The organism is Rhizobium sp. PL01, from assembly GCF_033447125.1.
Lineage (GTDB): Bacteria > Pseudomonadota > Alphaproteobacteria > Rhizobiales > Rhizobiaceae > Pararhizobium.
This window is the reverse complement of record NZ_JAWQUM010000017.1, coordinates 40,523-58,430: the sequence shown is the minus strand read 5'-3', so window position 1 is coordinate 58,430 and position 17,908 is coordinate 40,523. Positions and strand designations below refer to the sequence as shown.

The following is a 17,908-nucleotide window of genomic DNA, read 5'->3' as shown; positions in this document are numbered from 1 at the left end:
CGTCCCCGATGATGAACCTTGCCGAATATCGCAACCGCAACACCCGCCTTGCCGACTTCCTTCCCTGGGTCGCGCTGGTCGGCGAAGGCATCGTGCTGAACAAGGACGGCAGCCTTCAGCGCACTGCGCGCTTCCGCGGTCCCGATCTCGATAGCGCGGTACCGGCCGAGCTGGTCGCCGTCGCCGGCCGGCTCAATAATGCCTTCCGTCGCCTCGGCTCCGGCTGGGCGATCTTCGTTGAAGCGCAGCGTCATGGCGCCGCAACCTATCCGGCCAGCATGTTCGGCGACAGCGCCTCCGCCCTGGTCGACGCCGAGCGCAAGGCCGACTTCGAGGAGGCCGGCGCGCATTTCGAGTCGAGCTATTTCCTGACGTTTCTCTATCTGCCGCCGGCCGAGGACGCCGCGCGCGCCGAGACCTGGCTCTACGAGGGTCGCGATCATGCGGGTGTCGATGCGCACGAGATCCTGCGCGGCTTTGCTGATCGCACCGATCGCATCCTCCAGCTCATCGACGCCTTCATGCCGGAATGCGCCTGGCTCGATGACGGCGAGACGCTCACCTATCTGCACTCGACCGCCTCGACGAAACGGCATCGCGTCCGTGTCCCCGAAACCCCGATGTATCTTGATGCGCTGCTGGCCGATCAACCGCTGACTGGCGGCCTCGAACCCCGGCTCGGCGATGCACATCTGCGCATCCTCACCATCGTCGGCTTTCCGACCGCAACCACACCCGGCATCCTCGACGAGCTGAACCGGCTCGCGTTTCCCTATCGCTGGTCGACGCGCGCCGTGCTGCTCGACAAGACCGATGCCACCAAACTGCTGACCAAGATCCGGCGGCAATGGTTCGCCAAGCGCAAGTCGATCGCCGCCATCCTGAAAGAGGTGATGACCAACGAAGCCTCGGCGCTGGTCGATACCGACGCAGCTAACAAGGCCGCCGATGCCGACATGGCCTTGCAGGAGCTGGGCGCCGACTATGCCGGTCAGGCCTATGTGACCGCGACGATCACCGTTTGGGACGATGATCCGCGCATTGCCGCTGAAAAGCTGCGGATGGTCGAGAAGGTCATTCAGGGCCGCGACTTCACCGCGATGCCCGAGACCATCAACGCCGTGGACGCCTGGCTCGGCTCGCTGCCTGGCCATGTCTACGCCAATGTCCGCCAGCCCCCGATCAACACATTGAATCTCGCTCACATGATCCCGCTGTCGGCGGTGTGGGCGGGGCCGGAACGGGATGAGCACTTCAACGCCCCTCCCCTGCTTTACGGCAGGACCGAAGGCTCGACCCCATTCCGGCTTTCCATCCACGTCGGCGATGTCGGCCATACGTTGATCGTCGGCCCGACCGGCGCCGGCAAGTCCGTGCTGCTGGCCCTGATGGCGCTGCAGTTTCGGCGCTATCCGCAGTCCCAGGTCTTTGCCTTCGACTTCGGCGGCTCGATCCGGGCGGCCGCGCTCGCCATGCGCGGCGACTGGCACGATCTCGGCGGCGGCCTCACAGAAGGCTCAGACGACAGCGTGTCGCTGCAACCGCTGGCGCGAATCGACGACATCGCCGAGCGAGCCTGGGCTTCCGACTGGCTGGTCGCGATCCTGGGGCCCGAGAATGTGCCGGTCACGCCCGAGGTAAAGGAGCATCTGTGGTCGGCGCTGTCTTCGCTGGCGTCCGCGCCGATCAGCGAGCGGACGCTGACGGGTCTGTCCGTGCTGCTCCAGTCCAACGACTTGAAGCAGGCGCTGCGGCCCTATTGCGTCGGCGGTCCCTATGGCCGGCTGCTCGATGCCGAGGCCGAGCATCTCGGCGAAGCCAATGTTCAGGTCTTCGAGACCGAGGGTCTGATCGGCACCGGCGCCGCGGCGGCTGTGCTCGCCTATCTCTTCCACCGCATCGAGGATCGCCTCGACGGTCGCCCGACGCTGTTGATCGTCGATGAGGGCTGGCTCGCCCTCGACGACGAGGGTTTCGCCGGCCAGCTCCGAGAGTGGCTGAAGACGCTGCGCAAGAAGAACGCCAGCGTAATCTTCGCCACTCAGTCCCTATCGGACATCGACGGCTCGGCCATCGCGCCCGCCATTATCGAGAGCTGCCAGACGCGCATTCTGCTGCCGAATGAGCGCGCGATCGAGCCGCAGATCACGGCCATCTATCGCCGCTTCGGCCTCAACGATCGCCAGATCGAGATCCTCGCGCGGGCTATGCCGAAGCGCGACTATTACTGCCAGTCCCGGCGCGGCAACCGGCTTTTCGAACTGGGCCTGTCGGACGTGGCGCTCGCGCTCTGCGCCGCCTCGTCGAAACAGCATCAGGCGCTGATCGCGACGGTCCACGCCCGCAGCGGCACCGACGGATTCCTTGCCGAGTGGCTTGCCGAAAACCGGCTCGCCTGGGCCGCCGACCTCATCGCCGACCTCACCAACGTCACCCCCCAAGCCGATCCGGAGGCACGCCCATGACCCGTTCCGTTCGTTCCCGCTCGCGCGCGCTGCGCATGACCGCCGCGCTGCTCACCGCATCCGTTTCCACGATCCCGTTTCTGGCGGCGCCCGCGCACGCGCAGTTCGGAGGGATCGTCTACGATCCGACGAACTACGCTCAGAATCTTCTGACCGCCACGCGGGCGCTTCAGCAGATCAACAACCAGATCACCTCGCTTCAGAACGAAGCGACCGGTCTGATCAATCAGGCCCGTAACCTCACAAGCCTTCCATTCTCGTCTCTCCAGCAGCTCCAACAATCCGTCCAGCGCACCCAGCAGCTTCTCGGCGAGGCGCAGCGCATCGCCTACAACGTCCAGAATATCGACCAGGCGTTCCGCACGACCTACGGCAACGCGTCGATGTCGGCCTCCGATCAGTCGCTCGTGGCGGGTGCGCGCGACCGCTGGCAGAACACCGTCGGCGGCCTGCAGGACGCCATGCGGGTCCAGGCCGGTGTTGTCGGCAACTTAGACACGAACCGGACCCAGATGTCGGCGCTGGTCGGCCAGAGCCAGGGCGCGACCGGCGCGCTTCAGGCGACCCAGGCCGGCAACCAGCTTCTCGCTCTGCAGGCGCAGCAGCTCGCCGACCTGACGGCTGTCGTCGCCGCCAATGGTCGGGCGCAAAACCTCTCCGAAGCGGAACGCGCCGCCGCGGCCGAACAGGGCCGCGAACAGCGCCGCCGCTTCCTGACACCGGGCACGGGCTACCAGCCCGGCAATGCCCGCATGTTCCCCAACGGCAACTGAGGACACGGCCATGGACGGCAAGATGCTCGCGCGGCTTGGCGCCGTCGTGTTCGTGGCGGTGGCGATCACCGCGACCGCGATCGAGATGAACCGGAAAGAGGACGCACCCGAGGCTTGGCCTTCAGGCCGGACCACTCAGGCGCAGGCCGATCCGCTTCGCGACGAGCTGACCCGCTGCCAGTTCCTCGGCGAGGCCGGTCCGCGCGATCCGGCCTGCATGCGCGCCTGGGCGGAGAACCGCAACCGCTTCCTGGCTCCCGGCGCGCGACCTGCCGAGCGGCTGCCGGACATGCCGCCAGCGCCGCGAGACAATGTCATCCCCCAACCGGGCCGCACCGATCAGCCGGCTCCGGTGCCCGCCGTGCCGATCGCGCCGCGGTCGCTCGAAGAGGCCAGATAACATTATGGGCGGCACCGGCGTCATCGACCATTTCCTCGAGGTCTTCACCCGCTACATCGATAGCGGCTTCGGCCTGCTCAGCGGCGAAGTTGCCTTCATTGCCACCACGCTGATCGTCATCGACGTGACGCTGGCGGCGCTGTTCTGGAGCTGGGGCGCCGACGACGACATCATGGCTCGCCTGGTGAAGAAGACGCTATTCGTTGGCGTCTTCGCCTATCTCATCGGTAACTGGAACAATCTCGCCCGCATCATCTTCGAGAGCTTCGCCGGCCTCGGCCTGAAGGCGAGCGGGACGAGCTTCACAACGGCCGATCTTCTGCGCCCGGGCAAGGTGGCGCAGACCGGGCTCGACGCCGGTCGGCCGCTGCTCGACTCGATCTCCAGCCTGATGGGCTATTGGTCGTTCTTCGAGAACTTCATCCAGATCGCCTGCATGTTCCTCGCCTGGGCGCTGGTGTTGCTCGCCTTCTTCATACTCGCCATCCAGCTCTTCGTCACGCTCATCGAATTCAAACTGACGACACTCGCTGGCTTCGTGCTGATCCCCTTCGGCCTCTTCGGCAAATCGGCCTTCATGGCCGAGCGCGTGCTTGGCAACGTCATCTCCTCCGGCATCAAGGTGCTGGTGCTGGCCGTCATCATCGGCATCGGCTCGACGCTGTTCTCCGAATTCACCTCGGGCTTCGGCGGCGCGACTCCAACTATCGACGAAGCGATGGCGATCGTGCTCGCCGCCCTGTCGCTGCTCGGCCTCGGCATCTTCGGTCCCGGCATCGCCAGCGGCATCGTCTCCGGCGGCCCACAACTCAGCGCCGGCGCCGCAGTCGGAACCGGGATGGCCGCCGGCGGCATGATCGCGCTTGGTGCAGGCGCCGTCGGCGTCGCCGCCTCCGGTGGCGCGGCCCTGGCCGGAGGTGCTGCTGCCGCCGCTCGTGGCGGCGCGGCGGTCGCTGGCGGGGCATCCACCGCCTACAGCCTCGGTGCAGCCGGTCAATCCGGCGCCGCGGGCGTCGCATCAGGGTTCGGTGGTGTCGCCCGCGCTGGCGGGAGCGCGGCCGTCTCACCACTTCGGAGAGCCGCATCCCGCGCCGCCGAAAGCATGAAATCCAGCTTCAACGCTGGCGGCAAGGCCGCGTTCGAGGCGACAGGCGGCTCTTCCACAATGGGCTCGATCGGCGGTGACGCCGCCGGTAACGGCACCGCTTCCGCGAACGCTGGCGACCCGCCCGCCTGGGCGCAGCGGATGCGCCGCTCGCAGAGCATGACCCATGCCGTGCAGGCCACGGCCCACGCCGTCCGCTCCGGCGACGCCCATGGCGGCGGCTCTTCCGTCAATCTTTCCGAAGGTGATCGCTGATGTTCAAACGACCCTCCACTCATTACGGCAAAGCCGCCGAGCCCGAGACGCCGTACCAGCGCGCCGCCCAGGTCTGGGACGAGCGCATTGGGGCTTCGCGCGTTCAGGCGAAGAACTGGCGGCTGATGGCCTTCGGTTCGCTGATCCTGTCAGCCGGGTTTGCCACCGCGCTCGTCGTGCAATCGGCGCGAGGAACGATCGTGCCATGGGTGGTGCAGGTGGATCGCCTTGGTCAGGCCCAGGCGGTCGCGCCGGCCGTCGCCGACTACCGGCCGACCGATCCGCAGATCGCTTTCCACCTGGCGCGCTTCATCGAGCAGGTCCGCTCGATCCCCGCAGACGCAATCATTGTCCGACAGAACTGGCTGCGTGCTTACGATTTCACGACCGATCGCGGGGCGATGGCTCTGAATGATTATGCACGGTCGAACGACCCGTTCACCAAGGTTGGCCGCCAACAGGTCGCCGTCGACGTCTCCAGCGTCATCCGTGCATCACCGGACTCGTTCCGCGTCGCATGGGTCGAGCGCCGCTACGAGAACGGGCAGATCGCCGAGACCACCCGCTGGACCGCGATCCTGACAATCGTGGTGCAGATCCCGCGCAACGCCGACCGGCTCAGGGCGAATCCGCTCGGCATCTACGTCAACGCCATCAACTGGTCACGGGAGCTTGGGCAATGAAGCCGTCTTTCCGTAAAGCTGGAAACCCGGCTTCACACATCCTCGTATCTCCGGCTCTGCGCAGATCCGCATTGCCGTTCGTGCTGCTGGCGACGACGGCGCTCGCCGGCTGCGCCACCACTACGCCGCCGCCGGAGATATCCTACGACAACGCCGCGCCTGCCGTACAGACCGTCGATCCGCCCGCGCCCGTCACCGTTGTCGAACTACCGCGCCCGCTGCCGCTGCCCGGCCAGTTGCAGCGGGTCGAGCCATCCCGGCGCACGCCAGAACCCACTGATCCGACGGCGAGGGTGAACCAGGCCAATGCGGCCGCTCGCATCCAGCCGGTGCGGGATGGCTTCATCAATTCGATGCAGGTCTATCCCTTCACGCAGGGCGCGCTCTATCAGGTCTATACCGCGGTCGGTCAGATCACCGACATCGCGCTACAGCCCGGCGAACAGCTCGTCGGCTCAGGCCCCGTCGCCGCCGGCGACACTGTGCGCTGGATCATCGGCGATACCGAGAGCGGTTCGGGCACGACGCGCCAGATCCATATTCTGGTCAAGCCGAGCCGCGCCGATCTGATGACCAACCTCATCATCAACACCAACCTCCGCACCTATCATATGGAACTTCGCTCGACCGAGCGGACCTATATGGCGTCGGTTTCCTGGCAATATCCGCAGGACCAGCTCATCGCGCTACGCCGCCAGAATGCCGAAGCGCAAGCTGCCCAGCCGGTGGCAAGCGGTGTCGATCTCGCCAACGTCAATTTCCGCTATGCGATTGAGGGCGACCGCGCGCCATGGCGGCCGCTACGTGCCTTCGACGACGGACGCCAGGTCTTCATCGAATTCCCGCGCGGCATCGGTCAGGGCGAAATGCCGCCGCTGTTCGTGGTAGGCCCAGAGGGAAACACCTCCGAACTGGTCAACTACCGCGTCCGCGGCCACCACATGATCGTCGACCGCCTTTTCGCCGCCGCCGAGCTGCGCTTCGGCTCCGGCGATCGTCAACGGCGCGTCCGCATCACGCGCACCGACGGGAGGCCCGCGTCGTGAGTGATAACGAGCCCCGGGACGAGGACACGCCGCACAATGACGCGCAGCCCTTGACCGGCGAGCCGGTCAGCGCCGCGCCTATGCGGCTGCGCGCCGAGCCGCCGCGTGTGACCCGGTTGTCGCGCAAGGTTCTCGCGGGTATCGGCCTGGTCGCCAGTGTCGGACTTGGCGGCGCTCTCGTGTATGCGCTGCAGAACCGCGATAGCGGCCGACCGAGCGAAGAACTCTATTCGACGGAGAGCCGCTCGACCGCAGATGGGCTCGCCGGGTTGCCGCGTGACTATAGTGGTGTCCCCCGGCTCGGGCCGCCGTTACCCGGAGATCTCGGTCGTCCCATCGTCGGAGCGCAGGAACGCGGCCAGCCCGTGCCGGTGCCCGGCATCGCCACGCCGAACACCGGCATTAGTCCCGAGGAACAGCGCAGGCTGCAGGAGATCGAGACGGCGAGGACCAGCCGACTCTTCTCTGGGACGGAGACCCGCGCTGGAGCTTCAGCCGCAGTGCCCACCATCTCCCCTCCACCAGCACCCAATCTGGCTGGCCTCGGCTTGGCGCCTCCGCCAGCGACACCATCGGCGCAGGACCGCCAGAACGCCTTCCTCAATGCGGCCGCGGATCGCCGCACCATCGCGGCTGACCGCGTTGCTGCGCCGGCGTCTCCGAATATCCTGCAAGCGGGCGCCGTTATATCGGCCGCGCTGATTACCGGCATCAGGTCTGACTTGCCGGGTCAGATCACAGCGCAGGTCACCGAGAACATCTACGACAGCCCGACCGGCCGCATCCTCCTCGTGCCGCAGGGCACGCGCGTCGTCGGCCAGTACGACAACAACGTGCAGTTCGGTCAGAGCCGCGTGCTTCTGGTCTGGAACCGGCTGATATTCCCGAATGGCCGCTCAATCGTCCTCGAACGCCAACCTGGAGCGGACGCAGAGGGCTATGCCGGACTTGAGGATGGCGTCGATTACCATTGGTGGGATCTGGCGAAGGCCGCAGGGCTCTCGACACTCCTCAGTGTGGGCGCGGAGCTGGCGACGAACGATGAGAATCGGCTGATCAGCGCGATCCGTAACGGCGGCCAAGACACGATCAACGATGCCGGTCAGCAGATCGTCCGCCGCCAGCTCAACGTCGCCCCGACACTAACGATCAGGCCAGGATTCCCCGTCCGAGTGATCGTCACGCGCGACCTTGTGCTTGAACCTTACGGAGCTCGATGATGACCAAATTGAAGCTCGGCCCGATAGTCGAAGACAAACCCATCAAGGTTGCGATTGAACTCCCGGTCTCCCTCCACCGCGATCTCGTTCGCTATGCCGAGATCCTGGGCCGGGAACAGGGCCAGACCATCCAGGATCCGGTAAGACTGATCGTACCAATGCTCGAGCGTTTCATCGCGACGGATCGAGGCTTCGCCAAAGCTCGGCGAACGGACGACACGGCGACCGGCTAGATGGGGTTCGAGGCGCTCGCGCTCGATACAGGGTCTTCGCCCGTGGCGCCTGCCCGCTTGATCGTTCGACGGTCAAGAAATTCATCGCCAGCGATCGCGGGTTCTCCAGAGCGAAGCGCGAGCGATAGGCTGGCTTCCAAACGGGAACTCAGCCCATGATCTGTGCAAACAGATCCATCGGCGCTCTGGCGAAACATCCGATCGGAATGAGAAGATGGATGACTGGGATTGCTGCTGCGCTCTTGTCTCTCGAAGGCTTGAATTCCCGTGCGACGGCCTTCGCCACCGCCAGAAGACACTTCAACGCCGTATTGATATTGCTGGACGACCAAACTGCACTGCACGTCAGGATATCGTCATTGCCTGCTATCGGCCGAAAGACGACACCAACGATCTCCGCTCCCAGAGCTGAGGTGCTTGCAAGCGTCAAACCGTACCCAATCGCCACGAGATTCATGACGCTTTCACGGCCGACTTCTTGCGGGTCTATCTTCGGACTAAAACCGAACGCCGCTAGGCGTTTGATCAGATAGTCTCGGATTTCGGGGCCAGGACCGCCCGTGCTGACGATGAAGTTTTCATCGCGAATTTCCTCCCACGTCACCTCATTTCTTACTGCGAGGGGATGACTACTCGGCAAAGCCACGAAAACGCACTCGCTCCCCAACTTGGCGGAACGATAGCCTGGAAGAACGGGATCACCGGTGACGAAGATCACGTCCAAGCTCCCCGTTGCAAGGCGGTGAAAATTCTCCTGGGTCGTTCCCTCATGAAGGCTGACTCTTACGTCGGCATGTTTCGCACGGTACTGACGCAGGATTTGATGAAGGAAGCCCGACGTGAGGGATCCCAAAATGCCGATGTGTAAATCACCGCTTTCGCCACGATGGGTCGAGATGGCAATCTGAACAGCTCGATCGAAATGGTTCACGCCAGTGGCCGCATGATGGAGAAAGGTCTCTCCCGCTGCCGTAAGTGTGGCGCCGCGAGGACCGCGCTCGAAGATCAAGAAACCAAGACGGTGTTCCAGCAATTGTATTCTGCGGCTGACAGTCGATTGAGGGACCTCCAATACAGCCGCAGCGCGACGGAAACTATGATGCTCCGCCGCCATTAACGCATACCGGAGATATCGAAGGTCGAGCGTCAGATCAGGCATCACGACCGGCCGGATCACAACCGCTCTGTGGCTCAACTGCTTCGGCCTTCTGAAAAGCCTTCGTATCCGCGTGGAGAGGTGACGGAGGCTCGGTCGCGAAGTCCACTCCGCAATTCAGGCAACGCGCGCGAGAGCGTCTCCGGATCGCAAGCATTACATCGCGCTGGATGCTGAGGGGCGGCAGGTCGTTCATGCTGCCCCCTGATCGCGCTGGCCCAACTGGGCACCGCAAATCCAGGTTAGTCCTCGGTCTACAAAGCAGGGGCTGGCGTACCCGCACTTCAGATAAGTCGCACCGTTTCTCACTTCTATTCCTTTCCGAGCGTCCCCGGACCGAGCAATCGCGTCACCGGGGAGGCGTCTGACTCTCGCTTGATAAGATGGGTGCGCCTTGAAACGCCTTGGCTGAGCAAATTACTTGCCCTCCATGACTCGAGAAATGTCCTTGATCATCATTTTGATCGTGTAAAACCGGATCACTCGGTCGCGAAGCCAGGCAAGGACGGGATTGTCCACGAACATCACTTTCGCGAGCCAGCGGGAATTGGTCTGGGCAAGTTCCACCCGCCTTCGTTGCCGGCGCTCATAGAGCCGAAGCGCATAGGTCATGTGGGTCGCGTCGGCACGCGACAATTCGTCGGCTAGAGCGGCGGCGGAATCCATCGCCATGGACGCGCCAACCCCGGCTGTCGGGAGGAATGCCGCGGCGGCGTCGCCCAAAAGTACGACGCGACCTCGCGACCAGGTTTGCGCGCGGCAGTCCTCCATTTTCCAAAGAAAAGAAGGCATTGATCGATCGACCCTGCCAAGCGCTTCGCGGATTGGCCCAGAGGGAAGCCGCGTCGCTATTTGGTTTGAGAATGCTTGTGCCGTCGTGCGCTCCAGATCCGGCAGCCTGCCGGCAAGGAAGATCCCCATCCGTTGTTTGACCGGATAAACGCCGACACCCCGCCCGGCCAACCACAGCTCGCTGTAGCTATCCCGGTGCCCGTCGCCGAGCGCGGCCCATTCGACCCAGCCGGCCCATCCGGTTCTCCAATAGGCATATTCATTCTCGTTCAGGATGCGGCGACGGACATCCGAATGCATCCCATCGGCCCCGACCACGAGATCGAACGTCTGTCTTGAACCATCATGGAACGTGACGATGATCTCATCAGGATCGTTCTGGAGGTGCGTGATATACGTTTCGAAGCTTATCGCGTCCTTGCCCGCGGCCCGTCGCAGAAGCGACAGCAATTCGCCACGCTCGATGCCGCGAAGCAAGCCGAACTCATCCATGAGAGGGTCGAGCGAATAGTTTCTCTTGGTCCTGCCGTGATTTGCAAAAAGCTCATAGTGACTGATTTGACAACTGAGGTTGAGATAGTCCTCGGCGAGTCCGAGACCGTTTAAAACCCGTCCGCCAAGCGGCATGAGGCCCAGCATGTAGCCGGCTTGCGCATTGGCCGTCCCTCGTTCGATGACAACCGGCCGCTCGCCACGCTGCCGCAACAAGGCGGCCAGGGTCGTCCCGGCAATGCCCGCGCCGACTATGAGGATGCGCAGCCGGACATTGGCAAGATAGGGTTCAAGTCTTTCGGAGACTGTTTTCTCCTGAACCGGGATGGCTCTCATGAAGTCAGTCCTCTGCCGAAATGGCGCGATCCAGGCGACGGCGCGCGCCGGCCGTTCTCGCTTTCCGAGGGTTCTGTGGGAGGCGACACCATCGCGCGACACATGGCCACCGCGGCGTCGTTCAGCCGGCTAGCCTCATCGGTATCAAGGGAGTGCCCGCTCATCGCGAACCAGCGGTCGAGGCGTGCGATGAAGCCGAAAATTCCCGCCGCGAGAAAATCCGCGGGAACGTCATCGCGGACAGCTCTGAACGACTGCCCGGAGCGAACATGGTCTTTAAGCTGATCAAGCAGGCGCGCCAGGAGCGGCTCCAGCGCGGCGTTCGCGGCGGCGGAGGTCGGATAGATGGCGCGGGCGAGGTCCGCCAGTTTTGTGTCCTGGGACAGCACGACAGGAACACGCCTGAAAAGAAGCTGGATCGCCTTCCAATAGGCGTCAGGGTCTTTCGCGGTCGCTGGGAGGGGGCCAATGGTAGCGGCAAGGCGTGCAAAAGCACGTTCGACCACCAACAGATAAAGTGCAGCCTTATCCTTCACATAGTAGTACGCCTGCCCCTTGCTGAGACCCGCACGCTCAAGGATGCGGTTGAGAGAGGCCTGTTCGTAGCCGTGCGCGGAGAACTCGTCTTCCGCAGGATCGAGCAATCCGGCTTGGCGATCCGGAGGCAATGCGTCGAAACGCTCGCGCGGGGTAAGGAGCGATGCAACCCTCCCTCGTTTCCCTGGGACCGATTGCTGTCGCGTTGCAGGTAGCGGATCACGTTTTACCACAATGGCTCCTCCGCACGGCTATTTGCAATATTATTAGACCAGTGGTCGAATGTTAGCAATGATTTTCTTAGACCGACGGTCTAAACGACGTCGACGTCCACCATCGTAGTCCGCTAAGCGGCGATCGAGGTTAGCCGACCAGGCCGGTATCACCACGCCGCACCATGAGCTGATTGAGGTCGCGGGCAAGGCGGTGATGCTGTCTCGTCGCTTCGATCGTTCCGGTGCGATCCGCGTTCCCTTCCTGTCTGCAATGGCAATGATAGGCGCCAAGGACGGCGAGCGCGGCAGCTAACCTTGGCTGCATCCTTCAGGCCTTCAGCAGCGCGTCGACAAAGCCGGGCGCAACCAGTCTGACGCTGTCATCGGGCAGGCCAAGGATGCGGTCGACAACGATCGCCTGCATCCTCATCGTCCGCTCCAACTGCTCATTGGCGGATTGGGCGTCCGCGGTTCCGCGCGCCGTGATGGCGACGGCGACGGCTTCGCGGCTCAGGGCGCCAAGCCTTAGAATGATGTCCGCCGCGATCGCGGCATCGGGAACGTTGAAGGCGCCTTCATCCATGCCTTTTTCGATGATGGTGGTGAGCAGGGGCGCGACAACGGCGCTCGTTGCCCTGTTCAGCCGGTCGTAGAGAATGAGGTTTTCGGTAGTAAACGCGGCTTCAAACGCCTTGACGATCTTGGGCCCGTCTCCTGCCTTGAACTGGCGCATACGTTCGAAAGCCAGGTTCAGCCGATCGAGCGGCGATAGCCCGGGATGGTCGAGTACGTCACCTATTCGTTCGACGGCCTGCCCCGCCATGCGGCGGCTCAACGCCTCCAGCACCTGATCCTTTGAAGCGAAGTGGTGGTAGAAACCGCCTTTCGACACCCCAGCCAACGTCATGATGTCATTGATCGTTGTCGCGTCGTAACCACGGGCAAAGAAAAGCGACTGAGCACAATCGAGCAATTGCTCCCGGCGATCCTCCGGCTTGAGATTCTTGCGTCGCGTCACCGCCATTGCTTCCCTCCAAGCCTTTCCACTTGCAAGACCGACCATCGGTTTGTATTATGGCATCCATCAGTGCGAACTGCAAGGCGCCTCAACTGCGCACTAGCCCGTGGAAACAACGCCAAGGTCACCGAATGCAAAGCGCCCTCACCAATCCGGCAATCGTCGTCGATAGCCTACGTTACACCTATGCTGGACAGACAAATGCGGCCGTTGACGGCATCAGCTTTTCTGTCGGAACGGGCGAGATTTTCGGCCTACTGGGGCCGTCAGGTGCCGGCAAGAGCACGACGCAGAAAATTCTGACTCGGCAGCAGCGGAGCTTTGGGGGCTCCGTATCTGTGCTGGGCAAGCCTCTCAATGAGTGGGGCCAGGACTTCTTCGAGGCCATTGGCGTCGGGTTCGAACTGCCCAACCACTACCTGAAATTCACCGCCGTCGAGAACCTGAAGTTCTTCGCCTCGCTCTACCGGCGTGCGAGCCGCGACCCGATCGAACTCATGTCGATGGTGGGACTCGACAAGTTTGCCGACAAGAGGGTCGAGACCTTTTCCAAGGGCATGCGCATGCGTCTTAACTTCGTGCGCGCCATCCAGCACGATCCCGACTTGGTTTTCCTCGATGAGCCGACCGCCGGACTCGATCCGGTCAATGCCGGCATCGTGAAATCGATCGTTTCTGACCTGCGCAAGGCCGGCAAAACAATCGTCCTGACGACCCACAACATGAGCGATGTGGATCAGCTGTGCGATCGCGTTTCCTTCATGGTGGACGGGCGCTTCGCGGCGCTCGATACACCGGAGGCGCTGAAGACGCTGCATGGCCGCCGGACGGTGCGCGTCACCCACGGGGCGGTCGAGGAGAGCCAGGCGGAGTTTCCGCTCGACGGGCTCGGCGACAACGCACGCTTCCTCGATTTGCTGAGGGCCGGAGCCGTCCGGCGCATCCACAGTCAGGAGGCGACGCTCGACAAGGTGTTCAACGACGTGACGGGCCACAGCCTCGATCAGGCCGAGCCGGAGACAGCCCGATGAGCGTTACGCTTCGCCGCCTCATCGCCTGGGATCTCCGTCTGCAGGCCCGCGAAAATGTCTATGTCTTCACGGTGCTGACAACGGCCGCATTCGGTGTTTTCATCGCGCTCTTGCCGACTGGCACGCCCGATGCCGTGATCACCGCAATCCTGTTCCTCGACCCGGCTATCGTCGGTAGCAGTTTCGTCGGCTCGATCGTGCTGATGGAACGGGGCCAGAATACGCTGGCGGCGCTATCGGTATCGCCTGCGGCGCCGGGCGACTATGTAGTGTCCAAGGTCATCACACTGACGCTTCTCACCATCTTAGGTGGCCTCGCCCTCGTCCTCGTTGCCTATTGGCCGGTCGACCCGGTGCGGCTACTGCGATTTGTGGTGGCACTGACCTTCACAGGTACGCTCGGAGTCGTCGGCGGGTTGATCCTCGTGGCTCGGGCCAACTCCATGAACCACCTGATCGCGCGAGCCTTTCCGGTGACGATCCTGCTCTTCTTGCCGCTTTTCGCACACTTCGGTGTCGTGACCGGACTCTGGCAATGGCTGCTGTTCGCGGTCAACCCAGGCCATGCCATGCTGCGCGCACTGCTTTGGGCAGCCGATCCGTCAACAGTGACGATGCCCGACGTCATCTACGCTTTCACCTATTTGACGGTGCTGAGCGCGATCCTGTTTCGCTGGTCGCTGACTGTTTACGGCGCGGATCTCGGCCGAACCGAAGACTGAGGAGAAGATTCATGCCCGCATTGGCGAGTCTGGTCCGCCGCGACCTCGTCGGCATCACCCGCGACAGGGTCATGCTCAACATCGTCGGCATGATGGTGGTGCTGGTGATCGTCGCCGCCGGGGTTCGACACATGGGGTATTTCCCGGATTGGTGGGCGAATATCCTCATCGTCCTGCTGCTCGGCTACATGCCCGGCATGGGCTATCTGTTTGGCATGCTGATCGTCGATGAAATCGACAGCGGAGTGAACCAGGCGTTGCTGGTTTCGCCTGTATCGGCGATCGGCGTGGTGGGCGCACGGACCCTGCTCGCGACAGGCTTCGTGCTCATCTATGCCTTTGCCCTGATCTACGCGAGCCGGATGATCGGGCTTCCATTCCAGCAATGGGTTCTGCCGGTCCTGACGCTGGCAGTGGCGGTGCCGTGGGTGACGCTCCTGGTGCCAGCGATTTCGCGCGACAAGGTGCAGGCGCTCGGTCTGTTCAAAACCTTGAACCTCTATATCCAGGTGGCAGCGGTCAGCCTGTTCATTCCGCAGGACGCTTGGTACGGCTATCCGTTGTTGCTGACGCCCGCGACCTGGGCGGTGAAGGGCATCGTAGCATTCACCGAGGGTCGGGAGACCGCAGGCTACCTCTGGTCAGCAGGAGGCCTTGTTTTCTTCCTCGCGCTGTTGGCATGGGCTGGGCGTGCCTACTGGCGCCGTCAGTATCTCCAAGCTCGTTAATTCAGTTTCGAAGAAGAATCGGTGTGAGAGCTGCGATCGAACAGACACTCGCGCCCGATCGGTGGAATGCACTTGGAAGTCGTCCGCCTTACCGCGCGACACGAGCGACCGCAGCAAAGGCCAGGAGATCACCTGGCATGGCGCAACGCGGGCGCGACCGCCTCCGTAGGGCCTGATGCGTTTTTCGGTCTGCAACATCCTTTGCACGTCGAATGAATCAAGGAGCCGAAATGACAGCATCCGCACCCCGAAAAACCGCTCCGCGAACAAATGCATCTCGAGAGCACGGGGTGATCCGTGTCGTCGGCAGCCGCGAGCACAATCTCAAAAACATCAGTATCGAGATTCCGAAGAAGCTAATCACCGTGTTCACAGGTGTGTCGGGCTCCGGGAAGTCGTCGCTGGTTTTTGACACCATCGCCGCGGAATCTCAACGGCAGCTCAATGAAACCTTCAGTTCATTCGTCCGCCATCGCCTGCCGCACTACGGCCAGCCTGATGTCGACTCCATCGAAAACCTCGCCGTGGCGATCGTCGTCGATCAAAAGCGCCTAGGCGGAAATGCGCGGTCGACTGTTGGAACTGCCACTGACATCCAAGCCTTGTTGCGCCTGTTGTTCTCTCGAGTGGGGAAACCCTTTGTAGGGGAATCGAGCGTCTTCTCATTCAATCATCCGGAGGGGATGTGCACGCGCTGCGAGGGTATTGGCGCGACGAATACAGTAGAAATCGACGCGCTTCTCGACAAATCGAAGTCGCTCAACGAGGGCGCCATTCGCTTTCCTCCCTTGGCCGTGGGCAGTGCGCGCTGGAAGCGATACGTCTTGTCAGGATACTTCGATAACGACAAGAAGCTGGACGCATACAGTCACGAGGAATGGGACCTGCTGCTGAACGCCGAGCCAAGGAAGCCTCCTCACCCCAGAAAGGGATGGTGGGCTAGCTCGATGTATGAGGGTCTCATACCACGCTTTCACCGCAGTTTTCTGGGGAAGTCAGGCGAGCGCTCCACTTATGCCGAAGCATTGGACCGTGTGGTGACAAGCGGACCTTGTCCGGCGTGCCATGGCGCGCGGCTGAAGCCGGACGTGTTGCGTTCCAAGATCAATGGAAACAACATCGCCGATCTCGCAGCCATGCCGACGATCGACCTGGTCTCAGTCGTTTCGGCCATCAGTGGGTCGGTGGCGGCGCCGATAGTTGCCGCCATTGCCGGGCGGCTTGAACATCTCATCGGCATCGGCCTCGGATACCTAAGCATGGACCGGCAGACGTCGACGCTGTCGGGCGGAGAGTCGCAGCGCGTCAAGATGCTGCGGCATCTCGGCAGCAGCCTTACCGACCTGACCTATATATTCGACGAGCCGAGCGTCGGATTGCATCCGCGCGACGTGAATCAATTGATCGCGTTGTTGCGCGAGCTTCGCGACAAAGGCAACACGGTGCTTGTCGTCGAGCACGATCCGCAGGTCATCGCCGTGGCCGACCACGTAATCGACATGGGCCCCGGAGCCGGGGATAAGGGCGGCCGCGTCGTTTTCCAGGGCAAGGTCGACGATCTTGAACGGTCTGACACTTTGACCGGCCGTTTCATGAAGGCGCGACCACGCCCAAAAGTCCTAGTCCGTGAGCCGACCGGCGTGATGCCGCTACGCGACGTCACGTTGCACAATCTGAGGAACCTCAGCGTCGATATACCGCAAGGCGTGTTGACGGCGATCGTGGGCGTGGCGGGTTCGGGCAAGAGTTCGCTGATCAATGGCGCGTTCGCGCGGCGCTACCCCGACGCAATCTGCATCGACCAAGCCGCCTTGGGCGGTTCCAGCAGGTCGAACACAGCGACCTATACGGAGGTGCTCGATCCGATCCGTCGGCTATTCGCGCAAGCCAATGCCGTGAGTGCTTCTCTGTTCAGCGCCAACTCCATTGGCGCCTGCCCTGGATGCAAAGGCCTTGGCATAACCCAAATTGATATGGCGTTCATGGATACCATCGTCAGCACTTGCGAGGTCTGCCATGGACGTCGCTTCACCGATGAAGTGTTGGCGTATGAGTTAAGAGGCAAGAATATCGACGACGTGTTGCGCATGAGCGTGGCGGACGCCAGTCAGTTCTTCGATAGTCCAGACATCAGCCCAGCTTTGGATCGGGTGGCGGAAGTAGGCCTCGATTACATGACGCTCGGCCAACCGTTGAGCAGTTTATCTGGCGGTGAACGGCAAAGGATCAAGCTCGCTACAGAACTCCAGAACGCCGGGCGAATCTTTATCCTCGATGAGCCCACCGCGGGTCTGCATATGTCGGACGTCGCGCGGTTGATTGGTTTATTGAACCGCCTTGTCGATAACGGCGCCACCCTACTTGTGGTCGAACACAACCTCGATGTGATTTCCCAGGCGGATTGGATCGTAGAGATGGGGCCCGGAGCCGGACGAGACGGCGGACGGGTCATCTTCGAGGGCAGGCCTGAGGGTATGATCGTTTCGCGTACCTCGCTGACCGGGCAGTACCTGATTTGACGGAAGATTGTCCTGAAGCTCCGGAAATCTCATAACTCCAAATCAGAACATCGCTCTGCGGCAGGACCGCGACCAGGCCTTCTCCCGCTATCGCGAACGCATGCGCGAATTCGTCGCCCTGAGCTTTGCACCCATACAGCACCGATATCGTCGGAAGACGTTTGTCCGATTTGTACGCTATG

The 17,908-nt window shown here is 62.6% G+C and carries 16 protein-coding genes and 1 pseudogene; 13 read left to right on the top strand and 4 right to left on the bottom strand.

Going from position 1 to position 17,908, the window contains the following annotated elements; translation table 11 throughout:
- The first annotated feature begins 8 nt into the window (after positions 1-8).
- From trbE to R6X40_RS29440, 8 genes are read left to right on the top strand one after another with little or no spacing between them, the layout of a single operon-like run.
- Positions 9-2,465 carry a conjugal transfer protein TrbE gene (trbE, locus tag R6X40_RS29475; RefSeq protein ID WP_318418530.1) on the top strand — a complete coding sequence of 819 codons (2,457 nt, stop codon included), beginning with the start codon at positions 9-11 and terminating at the stop codon, positions 2,463-2,465.
- Positions 2,462-3,238: a P-type conjugative transfer protein TrbJ gene (gene trbJ, locus R6X40_RS29470; RefSeq protein ID WP_318418528.1), complete on the top strand. Its 777-nt coding sequence runs from the start codon at positions 2,462-2,464 to the stop codon at positions 3,236-3,238. Before trbE ends, trbJ begins: the two co-directional genes overlap by 4 nt.
- Positions 3,239-3,248: 10 nt before the next feature.
- On the top strand, positions 3,249-3,638 hold the full coding sequence (gene trbK-alt / locus R6X40_RS29465; RefSeq protein WP_318418527.1) for a putative entry exclusion protein TrbK-alt: 390 nt from the start codon (positions 3,249-3,251) through the stop codon (positions 3,636-3,638).
- Between the two features lie 4 nt (positions 3,639-3,642).
- Entirely contained in the window at positions 3,643-4,998 is a 1,356-nt protein-coding gene (gene trbL / locus R6X40_RS29460) for a P-type conjugative transfer protein TrbL (RefSeq protein WP_318418525.1), read from the top strand.
- Positions 4,998-5,681 carry a conjugal transfer protein TrbF gene (trbF, locus tag R6X40_RS29455; RefSeq protein WP_318418523.1) on the top strand — a complete coding sequence of 228 codons (684 nt, stop codon included), beginning with the start codon at positions 4,998-5,000 and terminating at the stop codon, positions 5,679-5,681. Before trbL ends, trbF begins: the two co-directional genes overlap by 1 nt.
- A complete protein-coding gene (trbG, locus tag R6X40_RS29450) occupies positions 5,678-6,727 on the top strand; it encodes a P-type conjugative transfer protein TrbG (protein ID WP_318418521.1) in 1,050 nt (349 codons plus the stop codon). Before trbF ends, trbG begins: the two co-directional genes overlap by 4 nt.
- A complete protein-coding gene (locus R6X40_RS29445) occupies positions 6,724-7,947 on the top strand; it encodes a TrbI/VirB10 family protein (protein ID WP_318418520.1) in 1,224 nt (407 codons plus the stop codon). The genes trbG and R6X40_RS29445 overlap by 4 nt, the downstream gene beginning before the upstream one ends.
- Positions 7,947-8,180: a DUF2274 domain-containing protein gene (locus tag R6X40_RS29440; RefSeq protein ID WP_318418612.1), complete on the top strand. Its 234-nt coding sequence runs from the start codon at positions 7,947-7,949 to the stop codon at positions 8,178-8,180. Before R6X40_RS29445 ends, R6X40_RS29440 begins: the two co-directional genes overlap by 1 nt.
- A 148-nt stretch (positions 8,181-8,328) precedes the next feature.
- Here the strand turns inward: R6X40_RS29440 and R6X40_RS29435 are convergent, their stop codons facing one another.
- From R6X40_RS29435 to R6X40_RS29425, 3 genes are all read right to left on the bottom strand, one after another.
- Positions 8,329-9,339, bottom strand: coding sequence for a LysR family transcriptional regulator (locus tag R6X40_RS29435; protein ID WP_318418519.1), 1,011 nt, complete (start codon positions 9,337-9,339; stop codon positions 8,329-8,331).
- A 414-nt stretch (positions 9,340-9,753) separates the two neighbouring features.
- A complete protein-coding gene (locus R6X40_RS29430; protein ID WP_318418518.1) occupies positions 9,754-10,956 on the bottom strand; it encodes an NAD(P)/FAD-dependent oxidoreductase in 1,203 nt (400 codons plus the stop codon).
- Positions 10,953-11,726 carry a TetR/AcrR family transcriptional regulator gene (locus tag R6X40_RS29425; RefSeq protein WP_318418517.1) on the bottom strand — a complete coding sequence of 258 codons (774 nt, stop codon included), beginning with the start codon at positions 11,724-11,726 and terminating at the stop codon, positions 10,953-10,955. The genes R6X40_RS29430 and R6X40_RS29425 overlap by 4 nt, the downstream gene beginning before the upstream one ends.
- 127 nt (positions 11,727-11,853) lie before the next feature.
- Between R6X40_RS29425 and R6X40_RS29420 the strand changes: the two are divergent.
- Positions 11,854-12,018 (top strand): annotated as a pseudogene (locus R6X40_RS29420) (HipA domain-containing protein); the annotation flags it as partial.
- An 18-nt stretch (positions 12,019-12,036) separates the two neighbouring features.
- Here the strand turns inward: R6X40_RS29420 and R6X40_RS29415 are convergent.
- Complete coding sequence (locus R6X40_RS29415; protein WP_318418515.1) at positions 12,037-12,732, bottom strand: TetR/AcrR family transcriptional regulator; 696 nt, start codon at positions 12,730-12,732, stop codon at positions 12,037-12,039.
- Positions 12,733-12,782: 50 nt separating this feature from the next.
- Here R6X40_RS29415 and R6X40_RS29410 point away from each other — a divergent pair, with 50 nt between their 5' ends.
- The 4 genes from R6X40_RS29410 (at position 12,783) to R6X40_RS29395 (ending at position 17,726) form a co-directional block, all read left to right on the top strand.
- Positions 12,783-13,757, top strand: coding sequence for an ABC transporter ATP-binding protein (locus tag R6X40_RS29410; RefSeq protein ID WP_318418513.1), 975 nt, complete (start codon positions 12,783-12,785; stop codon positions 13,755-13,757).
- Positions 13,754-14,479 (top strand): ABC transporter permease, encoded by a 726-nt coding sequence (locus R6X40_RS29405; RefSeq protein ID WP_318418511.1) that lies wholly within the window; start codon positions 13,754-13,756, stop codon positions 14,477-14,479. The genes R6X40_RS29410 and R6X40_RS29405 overlap by 4 nt, the downstream gene beginning before the upstream one ends.
- A gap of 11 nt (positions 14,480-14,490) precedes the next feature.
- Positions 14,491-15,207 carry a hypothetical protein gene (locus R6X40_RS29400; RefSeq protein WP_318418510.1) on the top strand — a complete coding sequence of 239 codons (717 nt, stop codon included), beginning with the start codon at positions 14,491-14,493 and terminating at the stop codon, positions 15,205-15,207.
- Between the two features lie 230 nt (positions 15,208-15,437).
- The gene (locus R6X40_RS29395; RefSeq protein WP_318418509.1) at positions 15,438-17,726 is read left to right on the top strand and encodes an excinuclease ABC subunit UvrA; all 2,289 of its coding nucleotides are present in this window, start codon (positions 15,438-15,440) and stop codon (positions 17,724-17,726) included.
- Positions 17,727-17,908: the final 182 nt, after the last annotated feature.